This is a genomic window from Glaesserella parasuis, from assembly GCF_002015085.1.
GTDB lineage: Bacteria > Pseudomonadota > Gammaproteobacteria > Enterobacterales > Pasteurellaceae > Glaesserella > Glaesserella parasuis.
In genome coordinates this window covers 1-24,467 of sequence record NZ_MUXW01000002.1, presented here as the reverse complement: position 1 = coordinate 24,467, position 24,467 = coordinate 1, and the positions used below count along the sequence as shown (strand labels likewise).

The following is a 24,467-nucleotide window of genomic DNA, read 5'->3' as shown; positions in this document are numbered from 1 at the left end:
TAAACCAGTTTAAAATCACTTTCTCTCTTAATCCCCTAAACTCCGTTGTGAAGTTAAACCTTTACAACGGAGTTTTTTATGTCATTACCTATCCACAAAATCGTTGTGCACTGCTCCGCAACACGCAACGGTAAATCCCTTAAACAAAATGGCAAAACTGCCGCACAAACCATTGACAGTTGGCATAAACAGCGTGGTTTTAAACGTCCATCATCAGCGATGAAATCCTTTAATCCTCATCTTGCTCACATTGGTTATCACTTCGTAATTGATACCGATGGCACGGTGGAAACCGGTCGTCAAGTCGGCGAATTCGGAGCTCACGTCAAAGGACATAATTTCCGCTCCGTCGGCATTTGCTTAGTCGGTGGTATTACCGCAAACGGTAAAAATCACGGCAAATATACCGAAAAACAATGGCAGGCACTGCATAAATTATTACGCCAATTAGAAGCGAAACATCCCAACGCTCGCATTTGCGGACATCGTGATTTAAGCCCTGATCTCAACGGAGACGGCAAGATTACCAAAAATGAATGGTTAAAAGATTGCCCGTGCTTTGATGTTTGGAGCTGGTTGGATAGCGAAGAAATTGTGAACGTGGATCATTTATTTAAGGGGGAAGAATGAAAAAACTCAGCAACAACGCTAAACGCAGTCGTGCAAAAAATGGCGGTCGTTACACTACCGCTGAAGTGATTTTATTAGAACGTGGGTGGTATTGGTAATGGCTAAATTTGCAGAACTCTTTACTAATTCAGACGGTCGCCTTTCGACCACGGGATTTATCCAGTTTTTCGGGGCGTTATTGATGTCAGCGATTTTGGCTTATTGCGTCTATTTAGATCGCAGTTATGTGCCTGAATTATTTATGACCTTTGCGGTGTTCTGCGGTGGTCAAGTGGCTACAAAAGGTTTTGCTAATGCCTTGAGTAGCAAGCGACAAGGAGAGTTTGAATGATGACAGTAAAAATTGTGACCGTAGTGTTATTTCTTGCTGCTTGTGTTTTGTTTTGGCTTTGGCTCAAAGCAGAACGCTTGGCAGAGCGTAATCGGAAGCTACAAGCAGAAAACCAACAACAAGCGGTCGAAATTCAGCAAAAAAATGCAGAGGTACAAAATGCAAAAATTCAACAAACGCATCGTGAAAATGTTCAGCGTGTTAGCCCTGATACCGTTGATGAGCAGTTGCACGCACACAACTACTTCCGTGACGACGACAGGTTGCACGGCATTCGGGCTGATTTACCCAAGCCGTCAGGATACGACGGAAACGAAACGCCAAGTACTAGCACACAATCTGACCTATGAAGAAGTCTGTAAGGAGCAGTCTAAATGACAGAGATTCTGGATTTCTTACGCCAACATTTCGCCTTGATTTCTACTGTTATTGGTTTAGTTGGGGCTGGATTTTGGCTAAAAATGGATAGTAAGTATGCCAAAAAATCCGATGTGAATACCCTTGCTGAAAATGTTGAACACTATGACCGACGTTTAACTCAGCTTGAAACAAAAGTGGATAACTTACCCACCGCTCAAGATGTCGCAAGACTTGAAATTTTAATGACGGAAGTGCGAGGGGAAACACAAACTGCCAACGCAAAAATGACTTCAATAAATCACCAAGTCGGCTTATTACTTGAAGCTAAAGTATTAAAGGAATGATGTATGCAGACAATTTTAACTAAAGATCAACGCTTAGTGATTTTACGTTCTCTTGCCGAAGCTGGCTATGATGCCAACGAGTCTATTTTAAGTGATTGCCTTGATTTATATGGTCACGATATTAGCCGTGATCTTGTGCGTAATCACCTTGTATGGTTAGAAGAGCAAGGGCTTATTCAGCTTGAGCGTTTAAAAGATGGCTATATGGTTGCCAGCATTACGCAACGTGGGTTAGATGTGGCTCAAGGTCGAGTGACGGTTGAAGGGGTAAAACGCCCAAGACCTAAGGTTTAAACGGTTTTTAAAGGATATTTAAGGAGCGTTTAAATGAATGAGAAAACGACCCGTGGACGTGCAAGTAAAGTGGATTTATTACCGCCGAACATCAAAACCCAACTGGCAATGATGTTGCGTGATAAGCAATATTCACAAACGCAAATTCTAGAAGAAATTAACGATCTGATCCGTGATTGTGGGCTTGATGAAAGCTATTGTTTAAGTAAAACAGGGCTAAATCGCTATGCCAATCGTATGGAAAAAATGGCAAGTAAAATCCGTAATGCACGAGAAGTGGCAGAAATTTGGACGAAACAATTTGGTGAAGCTCCGCAGTCTGACATTGGGAAAATCGTGATGGAAATGGTGAAGAATATTGCCTTTGAAACGTCCATTAGATTGGGTGAACAAGAAGGTGGTATTGAGCCGAAAGATTTAGCATTGTTATCGTCAGCATTACAACGTTTGGAGCAAGCGGAAAGTTTAAGCTATGAGCGTGAACGTAAAATCCGCAAGGAAGTGATTGAACAAGCTGCTAAAGCCGTAGAAGAAAGTGGTACACAAGCAGGACTATCCCTTGAAGATGTGACAAAAATGGTAAAAGCAGTTTATGGCATTGAATAACACCGTTCTCTATGACTATCAAAAGCGATGGTTAAACGATAAAAGCCGTTTCAAAGTAGCAATGTTTGCTCGTCAAACAGGTAAAACATTTACCACTACCCTTGAAATTGTACTGGATTGCTTAGAAGCAGAAGCCAACGGCGAACGTACTCGCTGGGTAATCCTTTCTCGTGGAGAACGCCAAGCGAAAGAAGCAATGAATGAAGGAGTAAAACGCCATCTTGAAGCAATGGGGATTGTTTGCGAAGTATTGGAAGTGCCTTTTAAAGAAGACACTACGATTAATGCCTTAGAAGTGATCTTCCCTAATGGTTCAAAAATCACTGCATTACCTGCCAATCCTGACACGGCTCGTGGTTTCTCAGCCAATGTGTTCTTAGATGAGTTTGCATTCCACCAAGATAGCCGTGAAATTTGGAAAGCCTTATTCCCTGTGATTTCTGCTGGTTGGAAATTACGAGTTGTTTCTACCCCAAATGGTAAAGGTAACAAGTTCTACGAGTTGATGACTGACTTAAATAATAATGAATGGTCACGCCACTCAGTTGATATTTATCAGGCTGTTGCAGATGGTTTACCTCGCAATGTAGAACAGTTAAGAGTGGGCTTAAATGATGAAGATGCGTGGGCTCAAGAGTTTGAGTTGAAATGGTTAGATGAAGCAAGTAGTTGGCTCTCTTATGATTTGATTGATGGTGTTGAGCATTCGCACGCAGGATTGCCATTCCACTATACAGGTAATCCGTGTTTTGTCGGCGTTGATATTGGGGTGCGAAATGACCTATTTATTATTTGGGTTATTGAACTAGTAGGTGATGTATTCTGGACAAGAGAAATCACCGCTTTAAAACGAGCGAGTTTTGCAACACAAGATGCTGAGCTTGACCGAGTATTTGCAGAATATCGTGTATTGCGTTGTTGTATTGACCAAACAGGCTTAGGGGAGAAACCCGTAGAAGATGCTAAACGCCGTTTCGGTGAATACCGAGTTGAAGGGGTTATTTTCACCCAAACGAATAAAATGATGCTTGCTACCCTTGGCAAAGAAGTATTTGAAGATAAACGACTACGCATTCCACAGGGAGATAAAGCATTACGAGAAGATTTGCATAAGCTCAAAAAGGTGACTGGAGCAAATGGTCAGCCACGCTTTGTTGCAGAACGAGATAGTCAAGGTCACGCAGATAGAACTTGGGCGTGTTTCTTAGCATTGTATGCGGCATCTGATGTGAAGCAACCTGTTGCACCACTAGCACGCAAACCACGTCGTAGCCAGCAACTTTCTGAAGGTTATTAGGATATGAAAAATAAAAAAGATTTAATCAGCGAAATTGCCACTCGTGCAAGAAGTTTTGACCATTGGGCAACGGGGTATCATCTGCCGAACCCTGATCCTATTCTCAAAAAAATGGGAAAAGACATTGCTGTTTATCGTGAATTACTATCAGATGGGCAAGTTCGTTCAGGTGTCCGTCGCAGAAAGGCGGCAATCAAAGGCTTAGAGTGGCGAATTACGACCACGAATAATGAAAAAGTTGATGAGCAACTTTATCAAGTATTTAACCGCTTGCCATTAAATAACATCATCACCGACATGCTAAACGCTTCTCTGTTTGGCTATCAAATTTCTGAAGTAATTTGGGCGGAGCGTGATGGTTTGATTGTGCCAGCCGAAATTATTGGTAAAAAGCCAGAATGGTTTGTGTTTGATGAAGACAATCAGCTTCGCTTTCGTACCAAGGAGCATTGGATTGAGGGTGAATTATTGTCTGAGCATAAATTCCTTTTAACGACACAAGAAGCGACCCAAGACAACCCATACGGCTTAGGTGATTTATCGCTGTGCTTTTGGGCGGCAACCTTTAAGAAAGGCGGTTTTAAATATTGGTTAGAGTTTACCGAAAAATACGGCTCGCCGTGGCTTATTGGTAAACATCCACGCACGACATCAGAGCCTGAAAAAGATCGTTTGGCTGATAGCCTAGAAGCAATGATAGGGACAGCCATTGCAGTTATCCCTGATGATGCCAGTGTGGAAATTGTGGAGTCCGCAGGTAAAGGGGCTTCTAGCGACAGTTACGAGAAGTTCTTAGCGTTCTGTAAAGGTGAAATCAATATTGCGTTATTGGGGCAAAACCAAACGACAGAGCAAGAAAGTAATCGTGCATCGGCTACCGCAGGGCTTGAAGTGTTAGAGAGTATCCGTGCAGACGACCAAGCGATGATTGAAGCAACCTTCAATCAGTTGTTGCAATGGATTTGTCACTATAACTTCAATGTCGAGCAGTTGCCTACATTTGAGTTTTTTGAGCAAGAAAGCATAAATACCGAGCAAGTTGAGCGTGATGAGAAGCTACACCGAATGGGTGTGCGGTTTACGAAGCAATACTTTATGCGTGAATATGGCTTTGAAGATGGTGATATTGAGCTACAAGCGGTGAGTTCGACGGTAAATTTTGCAGAACATCACCATCACGAAACAGAAATGGATCGGATTGTCAGCCAAATGGGTGAACTTTCTCAGCATTCATTAAACGCTAATATTGCTCAAGTTAGAGCAAGACTTGATACCGCCGAGAGCTTAGAAGAAGCTCAACAAATTTTAGATGATATTTTGCCCCAGTTAGATTTTAGCGAATATGCACAACTGTTTGCCGAAGGGCTAACCACGGCGACATTGCGTGGTCGCTATGAAGTGAAACAGGAAGCCAAGCGATGAGCATTGTTGCACAACCCTTGCCGTTTAGTGAGCAAATTGAATACTTTCGTAAGAAAGTAAATATCCCAACTGCAACCTACCTTGATATTTACGGCGAAGCCCACGACTATGCTTTTGTGGTTGCAGGAGCTCATACACAAGAAATCATCGGTGACTTTCGCCGTGCGATAGATGATGTGATTGAGCGTGGTGGTACATTAGAAGAGTTTCGTAAGGTATTCGATGCCATTGCCGACAAACATAGCTGGGAATATAACGGTGGGCGAAATTGGCGTAGCCGTATTATTTATGACACTAATCTTTACGCCAGCTATAACCACGGGCGTTATATGCAACAGCGTGAACTTGCTGATGTAATGCCTTATTGGGAATATGAGCATAATGACTCAGCTCACCCAAGACCGCAACACGTTGCGTGGGACGGCTTAGTATTACGAGCAGATGATCCGTGGTGGGACTACCATTATCCAACCCGTGCATACGGTTGTCATTGTACTGTGCGTGCCTTAGATGATGTCGATCTCAAATATCAAAATAAAACTGTTCAGCAAGCCCCTGAAATTGAATGGGAAGAAAAGGTGATCGGACAGCGTTCAGGCAGTCCGAGAATTGTGCGAGTACCGAAAGGTGTCGATCCGAGTTTTGAACACCCCAAACGCCTTGTGCCTGTGCATAAGGTAGATGAAATTTTAATGCAGAAACTGGTTGAGGCTCCACCGCAGTTTGCCAGTTCTGCGGTGAGTAATGTCTTGAATTATGCCCCTGCGTTAGCCTTATTAAACCGTTCAATGAAAGAGATGGTGGACACGGTTGTCGCAGATAAAATGGCTCGTGGGCAGATGAAATATGTTGGCGTTATTCCCCGTGATGTAGTGAAAAAACTCGAAGCTATGGAGCTTGCGCCGCAGACAGCCGTGATTGCGGTGCGTGATGACGATATTCTGCACGCCTTGCGTGATGTGAAGCAAGGTAAAGGGATAAACCTACCGCTTGAGTTTTGGCAACAGTTGCCTGAAAAATTGCGTAATCCGAAAGCGATTTTATTAGATAGTTCTCAAAAACTTAATGCACTGTTATTTGTGTATGAAGAAGATGGAGCCAAAATAATCATTTCAATGGACTATAAAGTACAGGTGAAAAACAGTGTTACGAAGAAAAAGGAACGGATTGCACTGAATATGGTGACAACTGGCACAAAAATTAGCAATGCTCGTCAATGGGAAAGTTTGAAAGGCTATGAAGTCTTATGGGGTAATTTAGAGTAGTCCGCAGGTTTGCCTGATTCGAACAGGATCATACGGTAGTTGCCTAGCGTAACCTTTCCAGTAGGAAACCCCCTGCGGATAGCCAAACTATACGCCTAAACTATTTTTTAATCAATAGGAATAATAATGATCCATATTAAACTTGATGCTGACCAAGCTCTCAGGGGCTTACACCGTACAGCCCAAAACTTGCAACAGGGTAAAAAGCTCTTTGGGGGATTAGGTGAAACGTTACGTTCAATTCACAAAGACCGTTTTGAGAAAGAACAGGCTTCACCTGATGGAGAAAAGTGGACTCCATTATCGGCAAAGTATCAGGCTAAAAAACGTAAGAATGCCGATAAAATTTTAATTCACGATGGCTATTTGAAAAATCTACTTCGCTTTCAAGCAACCAATGAAGGCGTAACCTTTGGAAGTGACCGCAAGTATGCTCGCTTACATCACTTTGGCAGTAATAAAGCCAGTGGCAAAGGTTCAGGTATCCCCGCTCGCCCTTGGCTTGGTGTAAGCAAGAAAAACGAAGACTACTTACTGGCAAAAACAGAACATTTTTTACGAAATGTGATTGGCAATAGCTAAATTTCAAAAATAACGCCTAAAACGCCCGATTTAGCGTTTTATTCTTTTTTCAATAAATGATAGCTCGACACAAATTCAAGGCGTTTATAAACACCTGTAAACGCCTTAAATCACATATTACACTCTTCTGACTTGTCTATTTTATTTTTGCATTCCTTAAACTAGTTTAAAAGCCGAAAACACTCTCTTTTTTCATAATGCTTATCGAAACGGAGGCATTATGAACCTAATCGAAATCTTCAAAGCTGGCACTCGCAAAGATGCCAATGGCACAGAAGTCACTATTACTGTTGCCGACCTAAAACAAGCCGTAGAAAGCTATAACGTGGAATTTCACGAAGCCCCTGCAGTGATTGGTCACCCTGAACATAACCACCCTGCGTATGCGTGGGTGAAACGTCTAGAACTGGAAGGCGATATTCTCAAAGCCGAACTTGACCAAATTGACCCTGAATTTGCCGAGATGGTGGATAAAGGGCGGTTTAAGAAAGTGTCTGCTTCATTCTATCTCGCCAATAGTCCGAATAATCCTAAACAAGGCTCACTCTATTTACGCCACGTTGGTTTTTTAGGCGCGATGCCACCTGCAGTAAAAGGACTTCGCAACCCTGTTTTTGCCGAAGGCGAAGAAGGTGTGGTGGATTTCTCAGACTGGACGGAAGCAACCCTGTGGCGACGTTTGCGTGATTGGATTATTGGCAAGCACGGTCAGGAAGAAGCCGATAAAGCTCTGCCTGATTATTTGGTATCCAGCATTCAAGAAGATGCCGTGCGTGAAGATATGAAACGCATTTATGAAGCCCCTGAGCCTAACCCTATTTTTAATGAACCAAAGAAACCTAAAGGAGAACGTCAAATGTCAATGACACCCGAAGAAATTGCAGCAATGCAAGCCGAAAATGCCCAGCTAAAAGCCGAAAAAGCTCAAGCTGAAGCAGAGAAAGTCGCCGAAAAACTGGAAGCATCCAAGGAGGACAATGCGTCCTTTTGTGAAAACTTAGTCACTCAAGGCAAACTTGCCCCTGTTGCAAAAGACGCTGCTCTTGCCTTGCTTAACTGCTCGGCAACGATGGCAAGCGGTCAAGTCGTCAATTTTAACGAAGGGGAATCTATTCACAGATTAACCAAAAAGTTCTTAGAAGCCCAACCGCAAATTGTGCAGTTTGGTGAAGTGGCGACGAAAGAGAAAGCCGCTGAAACCGAGCCTAATGTAGTGAATTATGCTGAAACGGACGACCCTGCTCGTGTTGAGTTAGACCTCAAAGCTCGTGCGTATATGAAGCAACATAGTGTGGATTACGCCACGGCAATTAGTGCGGTGATGTAGCGTAAGCAAAATTAAATAACCAAGAGGAAAATAAAATGAGTGGACAAAAAGTACATACTCGCTTGACAGACCCTGTCTTAACCCAATTTGCGTTGGGCTACAAAAATGCCGCCTTTGTCGGCGATAAATTATTGCCTGTTGCAGAAGTACCGAAGGAAGGAGCTCGTTTACCACAATTTGGTAATGAAGCCTTTGTTGCGGAAGAAGATGAACGTGAATTACACGCAGCAAGTAACAAAATTACCCCAGTCAAAGTAACTCAAAAAACCATTGAGTTAGTCGAACACGACCTTGCTCACCCGATTGACTATCGTGAGGGCAAAGAAGCTGACTTCGCTTATGAGCAATATGCGATTTCTGTGGTGCGTGAAAAAATGATGTTAAATCACGAAAAGCGTGTTCACGCCTTAGTCAGCAATGAAGCAATTTACGGTTCAAACAACAAAATTGTGTTATCTGGTACAAGCCAATTCAGCGACACAACCTCGGATATTTTCGGCGTATTTGATGATGCGTTTGAAAAAGTGCGTAAACAAGCGGGTGTTACAGTAAACCAAATTGTGATCCCTTCTAATGTTTGGGCTGTACTACGCAAACACGACAAAATTGTTGAAATTTTGAAACGTCGTGGTATTCAGCGATTAACACCACAACTTTTTGCGGAAATGTTGAAAGATGAAGGTCAAGAGTTAGAAGTCAGTGTAGGTCGTGCTACTTACCGTGCCACACTCGATGCCGAGCCGACATCCATTTGGGCAAATGATATTGTGATGGCGTATGTGCCGAAAGCTCGTGCAGATGGCTCTCACGCAATGTATCAGCCTTCATTTGGTTATACCTTCCGCCGTCAAGGTTCACTTGTGGTAGATAAATATGACGAAGTTGGAGGCAAAGTCTATAACGTGCGTTGTACTGATATTCACAAAGAACACGTTTTAATGCCAAGTTCAGGCTTCTTAATTAAATCAGCAGTCTAGCCCCCTTACCCCCTTTTTTTCAAAGGGGGAAATGAAACATTGTTACACATACTGAAAAGGAAACGATATGAGAGAACGTCAAATGATTGTCGCTATTGTAGTTGGATCAGCCATTATCCATAACGGTAAACATTATCAAATCGGGGATGAAATTGAAGTCACCGAGCAAGAGTATCATCAAAACTCTCTTTATTTACAGCCAAAAGACGAAGCGATTAAAGCTCGTCAAGAGGCTCAAGCAGAAGCTGAAGCTAAAGCAAAATCTCTTGCCGAAGAAGCTCAAGCAGAAAAACAAGCATTGCAAACCGCTTTAGCCGAGGCTCAAGAAGCCCATACCAAAGCGGAAGCCTTAGCCAGTGAAAATGGTTTACGAGCAGAAGAAGCTGAAGCTCGTATCAAAGAACTCGAAGCTCAATTAGCTGAGAAAGAGAGCGAAATTGCAACGCTTTCTGCAGAATTGACCGCTTGTAAAGCAGAAAAGCCAAAATCAGCTAAAACGAAAGAGGCTTAGCAATGTACATCACCGCTGATGAGTTAATTGGCTCTTTTAGTAAGCAGATCTTAGTTCAACTCAGTAATGACGACCACAGAGCGACTGAAGTGAATATGGCTGTGGTGGAACAGGCAATTCAAACGGCTTGTGAACGTATTGATGCATCACTGCGTAGCCGTTATGCCTTACCCCTTACTCAAGTGCCAACAATGATTAACTCGCACGCCTTGTACCTTGCTCGTCACTGGCTCTACGCTCGCCGTGCAGAAATGAAAATGCCTGAAACGGTTAAGGACACCTACGCTCAAGTGATTAAAGAGCTAGATGCGATTGCTAAAGGTACTTTACATCTTGGATTAGCCAATGCAGAAGAGGTGAGTGAAACAGGCGATTTATTGCCTGACGTAGGTGAATATGCAGTGCGAGCCAAACAGCAAATAGATACAGGGGGTTACTAATGTCTGCCACCTTGCCGATTTTGACCGAGTTTGAAACTCGCTTGAAAACGCAGTTTCCCGATTGGGATATTCAGCTAATGCCCGATGATCCTAGCCATTATTTTCTGTCACACCCAAATGGTGCGGTCTTGATTAGTTATGCTGGGTCAAAATTTAGCGAGCCACGCTCTACGTCGGTGATTACGCAAACTCGCAAGGTGCATATTGTCTTTACGGTGTTAAGTCGTAACTTGCACAACGACTTTGGTGCTTTGCAGTTTTTAGATGAGTTACGGCTCTCTGTGGTTGGCTTTCAACCGATGGACTGTACGCCAAGCTGGCTAGTTGAAGAACAGTTTGATGAGCAAGAAAGCGGTGTGTGGATTTATCAACTGGTTCTAGCCACAGAAACATTGCAAATTCAACGATTACAAGCGGTCGATTTAGAGCCGAAATTTACCACGTTGATTGCTAGACAAGAACATCAACCCCTTGATGTCCGTTTAAAACCCAAATCATAGGAGAATAGTATGTCTCAATTCCATCACGGTACAGAAACCAAACGAGTGAAAGGCGGTTCTGTACCTGTTCATACCGTCGATGGTGCTATTATCGGTATCGTCGGCACTGCCCCTGTTGGTGCAGTGAATGAGCTGAAATTGTGTATGACCAAAAAGGATTTTGCACAATTCGGCAATGTGTTAGATCGTGGCTATACCTTGCCAGATGCCTTAGATATTATTAGCCGTTATCAAGCAGGGCAAGTTTATGTGGTCAATGTGTTAGACCCAGCCAAACACCGTACGACGGTTTCAAGTGAAAATTTAACCTTAGATAAAGACCGCCTGACCGCAACCTTAGCATACGCTGGGGTGATTGAATTAAGTCTTAGCCATAGTTCAGGTTCGCTGACAAGTGGGCAAGATTACACCGCCGATTTACTGACAGGTGAAATCAAGTTCCATCGTATGTTAGAAAATGTGACTGCGACTTATACTTATGCAGACCCAACCAAAGTCACGGAAGCAGATATTAAAGGTGCGATTGATACAGGTACAGGCAAACGTACAGGCTTTGAAATGTTGCGTGCAGGCTTTAACTTGTTTGGTAGTGATGCCAAGATTTTACTCTGCCCACACTACGACACCCAAGCAACAATGGCAACTGCACTAGAAACCCTAGCAAGCCAACTCAATGCGATTGCTTATATCCAAGCTCCACAAGGCACAACCCTTGCAAAAGCCTTGGCAGGGCGTGGTACAGAAGGACAAATTAACTTCAAGACTTCAAGTGACCGTACACATTTATTCTTCCCACACGTTGTGGGAGAGCGTAATACTCTTGAAAGCCTTGCGACCCACGCTGCAGGTTTGCGTATGCGAACGGACGTTGATTTTGGCTATTGGTTCTCAACGTCTAACCGTCAATTAAAAGGTGTGATTGGAGTGGAAATTCCGCTGACCGCTCGTGTTGATGATATTCAATCAGAAACCAACCGCTTGAACGCAGTGGGTATTACGACGGTATTTAACAGCTATGGTACAGGCTTCCGCTTGTGGGGTAACCGCTTAGCGAATTATCCAACAGAAACCCATATTGTCAATTTTGAAGTGGTACAACGTACTGCAGACTTAATTGATGAATCTCTTCGTCGTGTAGAGTTGCAATTTATTGACTTGCCGATTGATGATGCTTTGCTAGATGCATTGCTAGGCACGATTGAAACCTATATGGGTACATTGCGTTCTATTATTGGTTTTGAAGTCTGGCTTGATCCTGATGCGGATTTGGTTGATGCCTTTAGTAAAGGCAACGTGCCGATTAAATATAAGTTCACGCCAAAAATCCCAGCGGAACGCATCACGAATACGTCTGAAGTGACTCGTGAGTTCTTAATTAATTTAACCAGTCGTGGAGGTAATTAATGAGTGCAATTATTCATCAAGTTGATAATGCCAACGTCTATCTCAATGGCGTGAGTTTTATCGGTAAAGCCAAAAGCGTTAAATTGCCAGAGTTTAACCCTGTGATGGTTGAGCATAAAAATTTAGGTTTAGTCGGCACAATCAATTTACCGTCAGGGGTGGAAGCCCTTGAAGGTGAAATTGTCTGGGACGGCTACTATCCTGAAGCAATGGCTATCGCCCTGAATCCGTTCAAAACTGCACAGTTGATGGTGCGTGGCAATGTACGGGTATTCAATGCCACAGGTAGAGCTGCTGAAGTACCGTTAGTTGTTATCATTAACGGCAGCTTCAGTAAAATTGGCAACGGCGAATACAAACAAAATGAAGCTGCAGAATATGCGATGACTTATAAAGCACATAGTATTAAGGCAACCATTGATGGTAAAGAAGTGCTGTATTACAACGCTTTCACCAATGAATACCGTGTAGCAAGTGAAGATGTGCTGTCACAATATCGTAAGAATGTTGGGCAGTAATCTTTAAAGTAGTTTAAAAGCAGTTTAAACGCTCTTTCAATAAACTCCTTAGTGAAGTTAAACAATAACCCACTAAGGAGTTTTTTATGTCTGAAAAATTAGACGATTTACTGATTTTTGCCACGGTGAAATTGGATTACCCAATTAAAGATGGGCAAGGTAATGAAATTACCGAACTAAAAATCCGCCGTGCAAAAGCGAAAGATTTACGCAATGCCCAAAGTCAAAGAAATGATGCAGACCAAGAGTTTTATCTAATTTCCATTCTAACAGGCTTGGTAATGGACGATGTTGCTGAGTTAGATATTGCGGATTATCAACAGGTTCAAAAAGCATTAAAAGAAATGCAAAAGGGAAAGTCAGCTTAGAGCAACTTGATGCGGTATTGGCAGATTTAGCTTGGTGGTATGGTTGGCAACCGAGTGAACTGGACGAGTTTACGTTGGATGAAATTCAAAAATGGTATAACCAAGCAAATAGACAGGTCAAAGCTAGATATACAAAAGCCGCTTTATAGCGGCTTTCTGTTTAATGTTTAGGTTGAAAAGAGAGATGGCTTTCAGTCTTATCTTCTGTTACGCCTAACGGCATTTTTCCACCATTTTGATAGTTGGGCTGTAATTTTTGTTGCCGTCTATGTTTATCCCATTTAATCACTCGGTAGGCGAACCATACAAATAAGACTCCCCAAAGCCAATGGGAAAAAGAAACACCTACATAGGCAAAAATAGCGAACCCAATCAAGCTGAAGATAAAACTTAAAAGTGAAACGAACATATTTTTAAAGGCTTGACTTCTTAAATCCTATTAAAAGTTGCTTTTGCATATTACGCAAAATAGGATTTCTAGCCTGCAAAAATTTCGGTAGCTTATTTGGCTTTAGTGAGGATTGAATATAGCTGTTAGCCCAAGCTAGGACAATGACTGTAACAACGATACCTATTATTACAGGAATATAAGTAACAGCAAATGTAATGCCAATAAGTGCCAAAATACTAACAAAGAACAAACCAACGACAGTAAATACATTATCCAAAAATTTAAACAACATATTTTCCTCCGAACTATTGTTTTTAAGGAACTATAAATTATGTCATCAAATTTAGCAATATCTTTAGTTATTGGAGCTTCTGTTGGCGGTGCAGTAAGTGCATTACGGGGCTTAAAAAACGAGTTAAATATACTCAAAGATTCTGCCTTATCTACACCTGCAAAGCTAGGTGCCTTAGGTTCAGGGATAGTAAAAGGCTTTGGTGGTGCTATATCTACCACAACAGCAATAGGCTCATCTATTATGGGTATTGCTCAACCAGCTATTCAATTTGAGAGTGCAATGGCAGATGTGAAAAAAGTAGTGAACTTTGATACGCCTGAACAATTTAAGGAAATGGAAAAGGACATCCTTAAATTAACTCGCACAATTCCGATGGCTGGGGAAGAAATTGCGACTATTGTAGCAGCTGGAGGGCAGGCGGGGCTTGCTCGTGAGCATTTATTAGGGTATGCCACAGATGCCGCCAAAATGGGAGTTGCATTTGATATGGCTGCTGGTGAAGCGGGTACCGCAATGGCAACAATGGCAAATGTACTTGGGAAACCAATTTCTGAAATGGCAAAGTTTGGTGATGCTATTAACTATCTCTCTGACAATGCTAACTCAAAAGCCGCCGATATTGTGAATGTAATTACTCGTGCTGGTTCTGATACGAGAATGTTAGGTCTGTCTGAAAATCAAGCTGCTGCACTTGGCTCTACATTTCTATCAATGGGTAAAGCTCCTGAGTTAGCTGCACAAGCAATAACAGGAATAACATCTGCTTTTGCTGAATTAAAAGCAGGCAAACATCAAGAAGAACTAAAAGCCCTTGGTTTTACGACAAAATCCTTTGCAACTGCAATGAATAAAGATGCTCAAGGAGCAATCACTAGTTTTATTGAAAAAGTTAAAAAACTACCAAAAGATAAGCAATATCCACTTTTAGCTAAAATGTTTGGTAAACAATATGCTGATGATGTGATGTTATTAGCTCAAAATACTGGTGAATATAACCGTCAATTACAGTTGCTTCAAGAAACAGATAAAAATGGTGAGTTGAAATATCTTGGTTCAATGCAACGTGAATTTGAAAGTCGCAGTTCAACAACAGAAAATAACTTACAACTTTTAAAAAATAGCTTCTCTGAGATTGGTGTAACCATTGGAGCTAAATTTCTGCCTCTTATCAATAATATAGTGAATGACATCAAGCCTGTTGTGTATAGTGTTGTTGAGTGGATTGGAAAGAACGAACAATTAGTCAATCAAGTATTACTTATTGGAGCTGGGCTTGCGACAGCTTCCGTTGGCTTCTTTGCATTAAAAGGTATCCTTTCTAGTATTGCATTTGTCACTTTTGGAGCTTACAAAACATTTGTTGGCTTTTTTCAGATTGGATGGGCTTTAGTTCGTGTTAGTACATTACTAACGCTTAAAGTATTAGATCTTGGTATTTCTTTTGCTAAATTATTTATCAAGATTAATTTAGGTATTATGAAAGGCTTTGTTTCTATCTTGAGAGGAACACTATCGCTCACATTTGCTCTTGGAAAAGCTCTTGGTGGAATACTATTAAATGCAGTCTTAGGTATTGGAAAAGCATTTCTGTTTTTAGGTAGGGCAATGTTGGCAAGTCCTGTTGGTACATTAATTACCATTGGTACAGTTGCATTATTAGTTTATCAATATTGGGAACCCATTAAAGGTTTTTTCCTTAATCTATGGACAACTATTAAGCCTTATTTTGATAATTTCAGTCAGTTTGTCAGTAATCTTTGGAATGGTATTTCAGGAATTTGGTCGTCTGTATGGGGTGGGATAAGTAACTGGTTTTCAGGCTTATGGGAAAATCTCAAGAGTTTATTTAGTGGTAACTTTTCTGCTCTTGGTAACATTATCCTTTCTTTTAATCCTCTAGCTCTATTCACCACGATTTTTACTTCAGTATTAAATTGGTTTGGGATTGATTTACCTGCAAAATTTAGTGATTTTGGGCAAAACATCATTGACGGTTTAGTCAATGGTATCAGCAATGCGTGGAATTTAGCTAAAGAAAAAGTTGGTGAATTAGGCAATGGTATTAAAGGTTGGTTTGCAGAAAAATTAGGGATCCATTCCCCTAGCCGTGTATTTAAAGGCTACGGTGTCAATGTAGTGGAAGGCTTAGTGATTGGTATGGATAAGGCTCAACCTCTTGCAACTGAAGCCAGCCAACATCTTTCAAATGCAGTGACATTTGAACCTGTTTTAAATACGGTTGAAACGATATTTAAACCAACCTTAATCAAGGAAAAAGGCTTCTTTGGTAGTTTATGGGACGATATTCAATTCGGGGCGAATATGGTCGGCAATCTATTGGGCTTAAATCAACCTACGGATTTACGCACGCCGTCCTTTAATCCCCAAGCAAAAGACGGCGGTTTGTTTGCGGATTATCAACCCTTAAACAGAAATGAAGTCTCCAATACAGCAACAACCCATAATCAAGGGATTACGGTGCATTTTAGCCCTAATATCACGATCTCAGGTTCAGCCCCTGCCCCTGATTTAAAAGAACAGTTATTGCAAGCGTTAAATGACCCTGCAATGTTATACGGTTTGGAGCAACTGCTTAATCGAGTAAACGACCAATTTGGACGGAGAGCTTACTAATGGCAAATTACGCATTACTTGGCAATATTGCCTTTGATTTATTAACTGCCCCTTCAGCCTTTGATGAACGTCGTTCGGCAACCTTTGCAGAACACGCTGTGTTATCAGGTAAGCCGAAACTGCAGGCAATGGGCGATAATCTTACCGATATTACCTTGCAACTGAAGTTACATCATCAGCTTGCCCCTGTAGAACAACGCTATCAAGCGTTAGTTACTGCAAAAGAGAAACAGGAAGCCCTAGCCCTTGTGTTAGGTTTTTCGCGGTTCAAGGGGCATTTTGTGATTACAGATTTGAGTAGCTCTGTTCTATTCAGTGATGCCAAAGGCAATGCCCTTGCCCGTGAAGTGTCTGTGAGCTTGCGTGAATTTGTTGGCAATACCAGTCAGGGCTTGTTGGGTTCTGCGTTGTCGATTGGTGGATTATCTCCCCTTGCTTCAATTTTGCCGAAAGACCTAACCCAATTTGTCAGTAAAACGGCTCAGTTAGTCAATAAAGGGGTGCAAGTGTATCGCCAAGCACGGCAGACGATTGATGATGTCCGCAATACGGTAGCCGTTGTGCGTGCTTTGGCTCATAACCCTTTAGAAGCCTTAACACAACTGCCGATTTTATTGGGTAGCTTAGGTTCATCTACTCAAGGTTTGGCTGAGATGGTGGGGCTTGGTCATAGCTTTGGCATTCTTACACAAGGGATAACAGGGGCTATGCCGTTTTTAAATGGCTTGGCTGAACTGAGTGAAACCTTGCGTACCGCTCAAACTGAATTTAGTCGTGGTTTGGGGCAGAATAATTTGGGTGCGTGGTTTGATCTGGGTGTGAAGGCAATTGATGAAGCCGATGAAATTGCTCAATCAATGGCAAAACCTGCAGCACATCTAACCGCTTGGATTGCTTTACGCAGTGATACGCCTGAGCCGAAGGAGAATGTTGATGAGTAGCGTAATTGAACATCAAATTAAGGCAGGCGAACGTTGGGATTTGCTGGCTTATCGCTATTACGGTGATGTGGGAGAAATAAGCCGTTTAATCGATGCTAATCCCCATATTCCGTTTTGTGAAGTGTTACCGATGGGACAGACGTTATTTGTGCCTGTGATTGCGGTTAAAGCCACGTCGCAGGCAGATCTTCCGCCTTGGATGCAGGAGTAAGCAATGCAAGTACAAACGCCCACCTTTGAGCTGTTTTACGGCAAAACGGCCATTACACATAACATCAAGCCCCATTTGATTAGTCTAACTTATACGGATTATTTAAGTGACCAATCTGATGAGCTACAAGTCACCTTTGAAGATATTGAACAGAAATGGATTGGCTCTTGGTTTCCGACCCAAGGCGATGAACTGAAACTGCATTTAGGGTATTTGGGCGAGTCGTTAGTCAATTTAGGTTCGTTCGAGTTAGACGAAATTGATTGGTCAAAAGTCAAAGGCAGTGGTTCGGTGGTGACTCTACGAGCCTTAGCAACAGGGATTAGTAAATCCAACCGTACGTTAAAGCCTAAAGCCTATGAGAACACCACCCTTGCGGACATTGTGCGAAAAGTGGCAAAAAATTTGAAACTTGATGTTACAGGAACAGTCGCCAATATCCCAATAAAACGGGTTACGCAGTATCAAGAACGAGATGTTGAGTTTTTAACTCGACTTGCCCACGAATACCATCACAGTTTTAAGATTGTGGGTAAAACCTTAGTGTTCACCACAATGGAGAGCCTTGAAAATCGTCCACCTGTGACGGTATTGGATTTTTCACAAGTGCTGTCGCTACGGCTTCGAGATCGTATTAAAGATGCGGTGCAGAAGGTTGAAGCGGTAGGACTGAATGCCGATAGTAAAAAAACGGTGAAATCCGAAAAAAGCAGTAAGCCTAAACGCCCTACGAAAAAGCAATCTAAAGCCAGTAATGCTGACACCTTGAAAATTGTGACTCGTGGCGAAAGCCAAGAGCAGATAAAAGCTCGTGCAGATGCTGCTCTTGCTGAACAGAATGATGACCAACAAGCAGGCAATATTCAGGTGATTGGCAATCCTAAGTTAGTCGCAGGTAATACGGTGTTATTGACAGGTTTTGGTATGTTTAGTGGCAAATACTTGATTAAATCCGCTCGTCATAGTTACACCAAAAGTCAGGGATATGTGACTGATCTTGGTGTTCGAATGTTGGAATTTATTGAAGATTTACCGACCGCAAGCGGTCTGATTTAACAGGAATTTTGCAAATGAAGAAAGCTGTCGTTACCCATAACTTTGGGGCAACCTATCAAGAAGGTTTTGTCAGTCAAGTCGATCCGAAAAATCACCGTGTCAAAGTCAAAATCCCAACGCTAGAAGATTTTGAAACAGCGTGGTTGCCATTTTTTACTATCAATGCAGGCGGTAATCAGTTTTACGGTTTGCCCGATGTGGGCGAGTTGGTGGCAATGATTTTAGATGCAAGGGGTGAAGGTGGGTATGTGCTTGGGTCGATTTATAATAGTGAAGATCCAACACCTGTTACAGATAGTGAAATGTGGTTACATAAATTCAAAAATGGCACGGAAATTTCCCACAATCGTAAAACAGGCGATGTGATAGTCAAAACCAGTGGTACAGTCACCGTCACCGCAGCTCAAGCGGTGGTGAATGCTCCGACTGAAATCAACGGTGATACAGTTATCAATGGCAGTTTGCACGCCACAGGTGCTATTACCTCTGCGACCGAAGTTTCTGCACCAAGTGTAAAACAAGGCTCTGTTTCTCTGGGTTCTCACGTTCATACTGGGGTGGAAAGTGGTAATAAAACATCAGGTACACCCAAAGCCTAGTCAATCTTTAAAGTAGTTTAAAAGCCCATCTTCATCATAGCCGTTACACTCACGGCTATGAATACACATACACTTCAACATACACATTGGCAAATTGCCCCTGAAGGCGTTGAGAGCATTCAGGGGGAAGGTGATTTACACCAGTGCATTATTAACATCCTTTCTACTCGTAAAGGAAGCGATGTATTGCGCCCTGATTTTGGCTCAAATCATTTTGAATATATTGATCAGCCCTTCGATATTGCTGTACCAAATATGGTTCGGGAAATTTTTGTGGCGATTGATAAATGGGAAAAGCGCGTGGTAGTACAAGAAGTGCAAATTAGTGGTGAAGCACCGCATTTTTTCTTTAATGTGAAATGGTGTGTTGCTGAAGATATTGAACGTCAAATTTATGCAACGGAGTTTGATTATGGAAATAAATAGTCGTTATGACATTACCGTTGTGCCTGAAGATGTTAAACAGATTCTTGCCGAGACTATCGCAAAATATGAACAAGATACAGGCAAGGTATTACAACCTGCTCATATTGAACGCTTGATTATCAACGTTTATGCCTTTCGTGAAATGTTGGTGCGTAAAGGGATTAACGAAGCATTTCGTCAAACCTTTCCGCAAACGGCAACGGGGATTGCGTTGGATTTGTGTGGTGAAACATTAGGTTGTTATCGCTTAAAAGACAAAGCGGCTCGTTGTGTTCTGCGATTTAGCGTACAAGGTGAGCACTCATCTATTTTAATTCCTAAAGGGACTCAAGTTGCTATTACTGATGTTCTGTATTTTATTACGCTAAATGATGATGTGATTACACCTTTGATTTCTTACGTTGAAATTGAAGCAGAATGTAATAAAAAAGGGCTGATTGGTAATGAATGGGAAATTGGTCGAATTAAAAATCTCAGAACATCACTTAATACGACCACCACACTTGAAGTCACCAATATTGATAGACCTAGTGGTGGTTTAGTTGAAGAGAATGACGATGACTACCGCAAGCGGATTCTTGCAGCACCTGAAGCATTTAGTTCTTGTGGCTCTATTGCAGCTTATGACTACCACGTTAGAGCGGTGTCGCAAGATATTGCAGATGTCAATATTGCCACTCCTAAGGGTGGGCTTGTTCGTATTACAGTATTAACTAAAACAGGCTTACCTGATACACGTTTATTAAACGACATTAAAAAATATGTTAGTGCAGAGAAACTACGCCCATTGTGCGATACCGTTGAAGTAATTGCTCCGACTAAACGAGATTATCAAATTCAAGCAGAATTGATTTTACTTGATGGTTATCGTGAAGATATTGTGAAAACCAAGGCTCGTGATGCAATGCAGTTATATCTTGCTGATAAAACTAAAAAGCTCGGTATGGATATTGTACCGAGTGCCATTATTTCGGTATTGCGTGTTGATGGCGTATATGATGTGAATTTGATTTCACCGACAAAAACAGTCATTGCTGAAAATGAATGGGCAAACTGTACTGCATTGCGAATCGAAGTAAAAGAGGAACGCAGTAATGGCTAAGTTAGTATACCCCGACATCATTGTAAATGACCCTAAATATGTAGCTTTAGCGAATTTGAGCAATCAGTTAGATCATTTAAACCACGCCAAAATTATGACAACAATTGTGGAATTACTAGGTGATGAATTTATTCCACTGTTGGCAGAAAAATGGAGTGTCACAGGTTATGACGGTGAATTTGTTGCAGAAGATAATGACTCTAAACAGGCTCTAATTCGCAATGCGATTGAATTACACCGTAGAAAAGGCACACCTAAGGCAATTCGAGATGTATTACGTTCGCTAGGTTTTGGGGAAATTGAAATAGACGAAGGACTCAAGGATAGAATTTATGAAAATTCTAATGTCGTCAATATCCCAGCAAATGAACGTTGGGCTCATTATGCTATTCGATTAAGAGAACCAGTCACTAATGACCAAGCAACTAATATTCGAAAAATTATGCGTAACTTTGCCCCAGCAAGATGTGTATTAGCAGTACTAGATTATAAAGCCGTTCCCCTTAGATATAACAAAAAAGCTCGTTATAACGGCAAATATAATCACGGTTCAAATTAATTCAACAAAGGACAAAAATAGAAATGGCAGGCTTAAACGAAACAGCAAAATGGGAAAGAGAAGTCTATCAAATTGAAGAAGACGATCCTGTGCTTGGTGGTGTGGAAGGCGTGACTAACAAGCCCCTTAAGCATCTTGCTAATCGTACTTTATATTTAAAACAAGTCCTTGAAGCTGCAGGACAAAAACTGATGCCTAAAAAACTGACAGCAACAACTCGCAACACTGCTGATAATACAGGGCATACTCACGAGATTGATCTCGCAAGTACCACAACCAAAGGGCTTGTTCAACTCACCAACGACACAGGACTAGACTCTGAAGTATTGGCATTAACCGCAAAAGCAGGTAAATCCATTGCTCAGTCTGTGGCACAGTTGCAACTTAGTACAACCAATGCGCTAAATCAAAAAGTCAATAAAACCGACATCAGTAACGCTGTCAATTCAACATCTCAAACTACGGTAGCTTCTTCACAAGCAGTAAAAACGGCTTATGATTTAGCTAACAGCAAATACACAGCTCAAGATGCCAGCCCAACCCAAAAAGGCTTAGTTCAACTCGCCAATAACCTAACCACCGATGATGACACAAAGGCGTTGACGGCGGCGCAGGGAGTTGTGATTAAAGGAAGATTGGATAAATTCATTATTAACAACAATTGTCAGGACGACGCTGATACATTAGTGGTTGATGGGATTTACTCTTATGGTAGTGGCGATATGTCTAATAAGAATTTGCCTACGAGCCATAACTATTATGTACAGGTGATTTCTGGTGACAGCCCTGGTTGGCACAGACAGGTGGCGATGAGAGCTTATTCTGGGGATAGATATGAGCGTTATAAATTGTCATTTAATGGGAATTGGTCGCCTTGGAAACGTGCTGATATTGGGGGGCTTTTTGGAAGATTCGACTCGCCCAACATCAACTTAAATGATTTTAAGAGCGATGGCGTTTTTAGCATCAGACACGCCATATCTCGTCCTGTCGCGCATAGTGGTATGTTATTTGTTTTGTCAGGCGGTGTTGAGGGTCGCACAGGAACCCTACAACGCTACACACTACATAATAAACAAGAATGTTATGAGCGATGGTTTGATGCTAGTACGAATAGTTGGAGCAATTGGGCAAGGGTCGATGGCGAGGAATGGAGTACGTTGAGAAATAAACCTACGACTGTAGACGGATTTGGTATTACAGACGCGGTTAAGAAGACTGGCGATACGATGACTGGCATACTCAATATCAACCACGCCGCCTCTTATCTAAGAGGTAAAAATAACGATGTGGATGATTGGTTTGTCGGACGAGTTAGGGATAATGACAACGACGTGGCGCTTGTGTCATATCAATACAGTACCGGCGTCCACCTCAAGGCGGACAGAGTTGAGAGCAACAAGCCCATCTATCATGGAGCGAATAAAGTCTTTGACGAGGGCAACCTGCTCCCGGTCAAGCAAATCAACTTGCGGTCTCATATCCCTAATACTCAAATTGAGTACCAAAACGCCACGCCCGCAGAGTTGCCTGTGGGTAGCTATATAGGATTTACAACCAATGCGCAGCTAAGTGGCAATGGCGTATTCAGCGGGTGGGGTTTTGTTAGCAAAACAGATAATACCCAAGCCTTTCGCCAAGCTGTAAACTTTGATAGGCATTTTGCCCAATGGGGCAACAATGCCAGTGGCTGGGGGAGCGTGCATGAGTACTTTATGCTCCGCCCACAATTAGGAGTAAGCAACCTCAATGACGTCACTATGTGTGGCGTGTACTCCCAAGTGGCAAATGTCAACGCTCAGCCTAACCTCAACTACCCTGCACAAGAGGCGGGGACGTTGCTGGTTACGCCATCTGCGTATGGTTATCAGCAAGAGTACACAACTTTTTTCAGCAATAAAAAATTTGTAAGAGGCAGAGATGGCAACGGATGGCTGCCGTGGAAGCAGATTGACGGAGCGGATTGGAGTGAAGTGAGAAATAAGCCAACGACCGCATCAGGTTTAGGTATTAATGATTTTGATAATAGAGTGACAGCGTTATTTACTTATCAAAAAATCGGCAACTTCGAAATCCGCAAATACCCTGATGGGACGATGATTCAAACCTATTTTTATGATGTAAATGATTTGAAAGAGTGGAATGAAAAAACATTCACTTGGGCGGTTGCTTTTGCTGATAAACCTATGGTGATACCTAAAGTGGAGCATACCTATGGTATAAACAGCGATGTTGGTAGTGCTATTATGAGAAAAAGCACCAATGCTGTTTGTTATTATAAATTATATGAACACAACAGTGAGAATCAAGGTGACTGTCGAGTGCAATTTTTAGGTGTTGGTCGCTGGAAATAGGAGAATACAATGGCAATTTTTTATAAAGATGGTTTTTATAACAACGACCACGGCGGTTTTGTACCTGAAGGGGCTTGTGAAATTTCGGAAGAAACCTACCGCTTGTTACTTGAAGGACAAGCTCAAGGTAAGCTAATCGTTGCCGATGATGAAGGGCTTCCGATTTTAGTTGAACCAGCGCCGATGCCTATTGAAGAACAACGTCAACAAGTCCGCAATGCCATCAACGCTCTGCGAGACAAAAAAATCAACGGCGGTGTTTATGTGTCAGCGATTGACAAATGGATTGATACCGATGCCACCGCCGAACGCAATATCTTGTCTGTCAAAGCCACATTTGACTTATTCGGCGACCAAGAAATTCCGTGGACCTTCGCCGATAATTCGGTGGCAATGATTAACAAAGAGAAGCTACTGGTTATTTGGCAAACATTAATGGAAGCCAAGACGGGCAATCACGCTAATGCCTTGAAGCATAAAGCGATGGTGGAGCAAGTAGAAAATCCGTTGGAATATGATTATTCGAGTGGGTGGACGCAGACTTATGAGGAATATCAAAATGCTTAAACAATTTAACCTACAACAACTCAGATTCGACGACCCTGTCATCACTACCGACGAAGAGGGGCAACCTATTATCACCACTCACGGCGAAGGTTGGTATACCCTCACAACACAAGAACAGATTGATGGTATTAATGCGTCAATTGTAGGCAATGGTGA

31 protein-coding genes are annotated in these 24,467 nt (G+C 42.1%); 29 read left to right on the top strand and 2 right to left on the bottom strand.

Going from position 1 to position 24,467, the window contains the following annotated elements; translation table 11 throughout:
- The first annotated feature begins 78 nt into the window (after positions 1 to 78).
- From B0183_RS01150 to B0183_RS01060, 19 genes are all read left to right on the top strand, one after another.
- Positions 79 to 630, top strand: a complete 552-nt coding sequence (locus B0183_RS01150; RefSeq protein WP_078208206.1) for an N-acetylmuramoyl-L-alanine amidase — start codon at positions 79 to 81, stop codon at positions 628 to 630.
- A gap of 97 nt (positions 631 to 727) precedes the next feature.
- Positions 728 to 961 (top strand): DUF2644 domain-containing protein, encoded by a 234-nt coding sequence (locus tag B0183_RS01145; protein ID WP_012621973.1) that lies wholly within the window; start codon positions 728 to 730, stop codon positions 959 to 961.
- Positions 958 to 1,311: a DUF2681 domain-containing protein gene (locus tag B0183_RS12985; RefSeq protein WP_012621974.1), complete on the top strand. Its 354-nt coding sequence runs from the start codon at positions 958 to 960 to the stop codon at positions 1,309 to 1,311. Before B0183_RS01145 ends, B0183_RS12985 begins: the two co-directional genes overlap by 4 nt.
- Before the next feature lie 24 nt (positions 1,312 to 1,335).
- The gene (locus B0183_RS01135) at positions 1,336 to 1,665 is read left to right on the top strand and encodes a DUF2730 domain-containing protein (RefSeq protein WP_012621975.1); all 330 of its coding nucleotides are present in this window, start codon (positions 1,336 to 1,338) and stop codon (positions 1,663 to 1,665) included.
- 3 nt (positions 1,666 to 1,668) lie between these two features.
- Entirely contained in the window at positions 1,669 to 1,959 is a 291-nt protein-coding gene (locus tag B0183_RS01130; protein ID WP_012621976.1) for a VpaChn25_0724 family phage protein, read from the top strand.
- Between the two features lie 33 nt (positions 1,960 to 1,992).
- Positions 1,993 to 2,565 carry a DUF3486 family protein gene (locus B0183_RS01125; protein WP_012621977.1) on the top strand — a complete coding sequence of 191 codons (573 nt, stop codon included), beginning with the start codon at positions 1,993 to 1,995 and terminating at the stop codon, positions 2,563 to 2,565.
- Positions 2,552 to 3,862 (top strand): terminase large subunit domain-containing protein, encoded by a 1,311-nt coding sequence (locus tag B0183_RS01120; RefSeq protein WP_035498340.1) that lies wholly within the window; start codon positions 2,552 to 2,554, stop codon positions 3,860 to 3,862. The genes B0183_RS01125 and B0183_RS01120 overlap by 14 nt, the downstream gene beginning before the upstream one ends.
- 3 nt (positions 3,863 to 3,865) lie before the next feature.
- Positions 3,866 to 5,284 (top strand): DUF935 domain-containing protein, encoded by a 1,419-nt coding sequence (locus B0183_RS01115; RefSeq protein WP_078208205.1) that lies wholly within the window; start codon positions 3,866 to 3,868, stop codon positions 5,282 to 5,284.
- Positions 5,281 to 6,549 carry a phage minor head protein gene (locus B0183_RS01110; protein WP_021110031.1) on the top strand — a complete coding sequence of 423 codons (1,269 nt, stop codon included), beginning with the start codon at positions 5,281 to 5,283 and terminating at the stop codon, positions 6,547 to 6,549. The genes B0183_RS01115 and B0183_RS01110 overlap by 4 nt, the downstream gene beginning before the upstream one ends.
- Positions 6,550 to 6,675: 126 nt before the next feature.
- Positions 6,676 to 7,131, top strand: coding sequence for a phage virion morphogenesis protein (locus B0183_RS01105; protein WP_078208204.1), 456 nt, complete (start codon positions 6,676 to 6,678; stop codon positions 7,129 to 7,131).
- A 220-nt stretch (positions 7,132 to 7,351) separates the two neighbouring features.
- Positions 7,352 to 8,458, top strand: a complete 1,107-nt coding sequence (locus tag B0183_RS01100; RefSeq protein ID WP_078208203.1) for a peptidase — start codon at positions 7,352 to 7,354, stop codon at positions 8,456 to 8,458.
- Between the two features lie 35 nt (positions 8,459 to 8,493).
- Positions 8,494 to 9,435, top strand: a complete 942-nt coding sequence (locus B0183_RS01095) for a major capsid protein (protein ID WP_075620909.1) — start codon at positions 8,494 to 8,496, stop codon at positions 9,433 to 9,435.
- 67 nt (positions 9,436 to 9,502) lie between these two features.
- On the top strand, positions 9,503 to 9,946 hold the full coding sequence (locus B0183_RS01090; RefSeq protein WP_012621984.1) for a DUF7210 family protein: 444 nt from the start codon (positions 9,503 to 9,505) through the stop codon (positions 9,944 to 9,946).
- A gap of 2 nt (positions 9,947 to 9,948) precedes the next feature.
- On the top strand, positions 9,949 to 10,386 hold the full coding sequence (locus B0183_RS01085) for a DUF1320 domain-containing protein (RefSeq protein ID WP_021110034.1): 438 nt from the start codon (positions 9,949 to 9,951) through the stop codon (positions 10,384 to 10,386).
- On the top strand, positions 10,386 to 10,886 hold the full coding sequence (locus B0183_RS01080; RefSeq protein WP_012621986.1) for a Gp37 family protein: 501 nt from the start codon (positions 10,386 to 10,388) through the stop codon (positions 10,884 to 10,886). The genes B0183_RS01085 and B0183_RS01080 overlap by 1 nt, the downstream gene beginning before the upstream one ends.
- Positions 10,887 to 10,895: 9 nt before the next feature.
- Positions 10,896 to 12,290, top strand: a complete 1,395-nt coding sequence (locus B0183_RS01075; protein WP_021110035.1) for a phage tail sheath family protein — start codon at positions 10,896 to 10,898, stop codon at positions 12,288 to 12,290.
- Complete coding sequence (locus B0183_RS01070) at positions 12,290 to 12,808, top strand: phage major tail tube protein (RefSeq protein ID WP_078208202.1); 519 nt, start codon at positions 12,290 to 12,292, stop codon at positions 12,806 to 12,808. Before B0183_RS01075 ends, B0183_RS01070 begins: the two co-directional genes overlap by 1 nt.
- An 86-nt stretch (positions 12,809 to 12,894) precedes the next feature.
- A complete protein-coding gene (locus tag B0183_RS01065) occupies positions 12,895 to 13,176 on the top strand; it encodes a phage tail assembly protein (protein WP_078208201.1) in 282 nt (93 codons plus the stop codon).
- A gap of 17 nt (positions 13,177 to 13,193) precedes the next feature.
- A complete protein-coding gene (locus B0183_RS01060) occupies positions 13,194 to 13,325 on the top strand; it encodes a GpE family phage tail protein (RefSeq protein ID WP_078208200.1) in 132 nt (43 codons plus the stop codon).
- 11 nt (positions 13,326 to 13,336) lie between these two features.
- Here B0183_RS01060 and B0183_RS01055 read toward each other — a convergent pair whose 3' ends face one another.
- Positions 13,337 to 13,585 (bottom strand): hypothetical protein, encoded by a 249-nt coding sequence (locus B0183_RS01055; RefSeq protein WP_078208199.1) that lies wholly within the window; start codon positions 13,583 to 13,585, stop codon positions 13,337 to 13,339.
- A gap of 4 nt (positions 13,586 to 13,589) precedes the next feature.
- A complete protein-coding gene (locus B0183_RS01050) occupies positions 13,590 to 13,859 on the bottom strand; it encodes a hypothetical protein (protein ID WP_035523003.1) in 270 nt (89 codons plus the stop codon).
- Positions 13,860 to 13,898: 39 nt separating this feature from the next.
- Here B0183_RS01050 and B0183_RS01045 point away from each other — a divergent pair, with 39 nt between their 5' ends.
- From B0183_RS01045 to B0183_RS00995, 10 genes are read left to right on the top strand one after another with little or no spacing between them, the layout of a single operon-like run.
- The gene (locus B0183_RS01045) at positions 13,899 to 16,496 is read left to right on the top strand and encodes a phage tail tape measure protein (protein WP_078208198.1); all 2,598 of its coding nucleotides are present in this window, start codon (positions 13,899 to 13,901) and stop codon (positions 16,494 to 16,496) included.
- On the top strand, positions 16,496 to 17,437 hold the full coding sequence (locus tag B0183_RS01040) for a phage tail protein (protein WP_078208197.1): 942 nt from the start codon (positions 16,496 to 16,498) through the stop codon (positions 17,435 to 17,437). Before B0183_RS01045 ends, B0183_RS01040 begins: the two co-directional genes overlap by 1 nt.
- Positions 17,430 to 17,648 carry a tail protein X gene (locus B0183_RS01035; protein WP_012621996.1) on the top strand — a complete coding sequence of 73 codons (219 nt, stop codon included), beginning with the start codon at positions 17,430 to 17,432 and terminating at the stop codon, positions 17,646 to 17,648. Before B0183_RS01040 ends, B0183_RS01035 begins: the two co-directional genes overlap by 8 nt.
- A 3-nt stretch (positions 17,649 to 17,651) precedes the next feature.
- A complete protein-coding gene (locus B0183_RS01030) occupies positions 17,652 to 18,704 on the top strand; it encodes a phage late control D family protein (protein WP_021115056.1) in 1,053 nt (350 codons plus the stop codon).
- A 14-nt stretch (positions 18,705 to 18,718) separates the two neighbouring features.
- Complete coding sequence (locus tag B0183_RS01025) at positions 18,719 to 19,303, top strand: phage baseplate assembly protein V (protein ID WP_035493220.1); 585 nt, start codon at positions 18,719 to 18,721, stop codon at positions 19,301 to 19,303.
- A gap of 57 nt (positions 19,304 to 19,360) precedes the next feature.
- On the top strand, positions 19,361 to 19,729 hold the full coding sequence (locus B0183_RS01020; RefSeq protein WP_021115058.1) for a GPW/gp25 family protein: 369 nt from the start codon (positions 19,361 to 19,363) through the stop codon (positions 19,727 to 19,729).
- A complete protein-coding gene (locus B0183_RS01015) occupies positions 19,716 to 20,831 on the top strand; it encodes a baseplate assembly protein (RefSeq protein ID WP_078208196.1) in 1,116 nt (371 codons plus the stop codon). The genes B0183_RS01020 and B0183_RS01015 overlap by 14 nt, the downstream gene beginning before the upstream one ends.
- On the top strand, positions 20,824 to 21,390 hold the full coding sequence (locus B0183_RS01010; RefSeq protein WP_035493216.1) for a phage tail protein: 567 nt from the start codon (positions 20,824 to 20,826) through the stop codon (positions 21,388 to 21,390). The genes B0183_RS01015 and B0183_RS01010 overlap by 8 nt, the downstream gene beginning before the upstream one ends.
- Positions 21,391 to 21,413: 23 nt before the next feature.
- The gene (locus B0183_RS12570) at positions 21,414 to 23,744 is read left to right on the top strand and encodes a tail fiber protein (protein ID WP_234802013.1); all 2,331 of its coding nucleotides are present in this window, start codon (positions 21,414 to 21,416) and stop codon (positions 23,742 to 23,744) included.
- 9 nt (positions 23,745 to 23,753) lie between these two features.
- A complete protein-coding gene (locus B0183_RS00995; protein ID WP_078208195.1) occupies positions 23,754 to 24,311 on the top strand; it encodes a DUF4376 domain-containing protein in 558 nt (185 codons plus the stop codon).
- Positions 24,312 to 24,467: the final 156 nt, after the last annotated feature.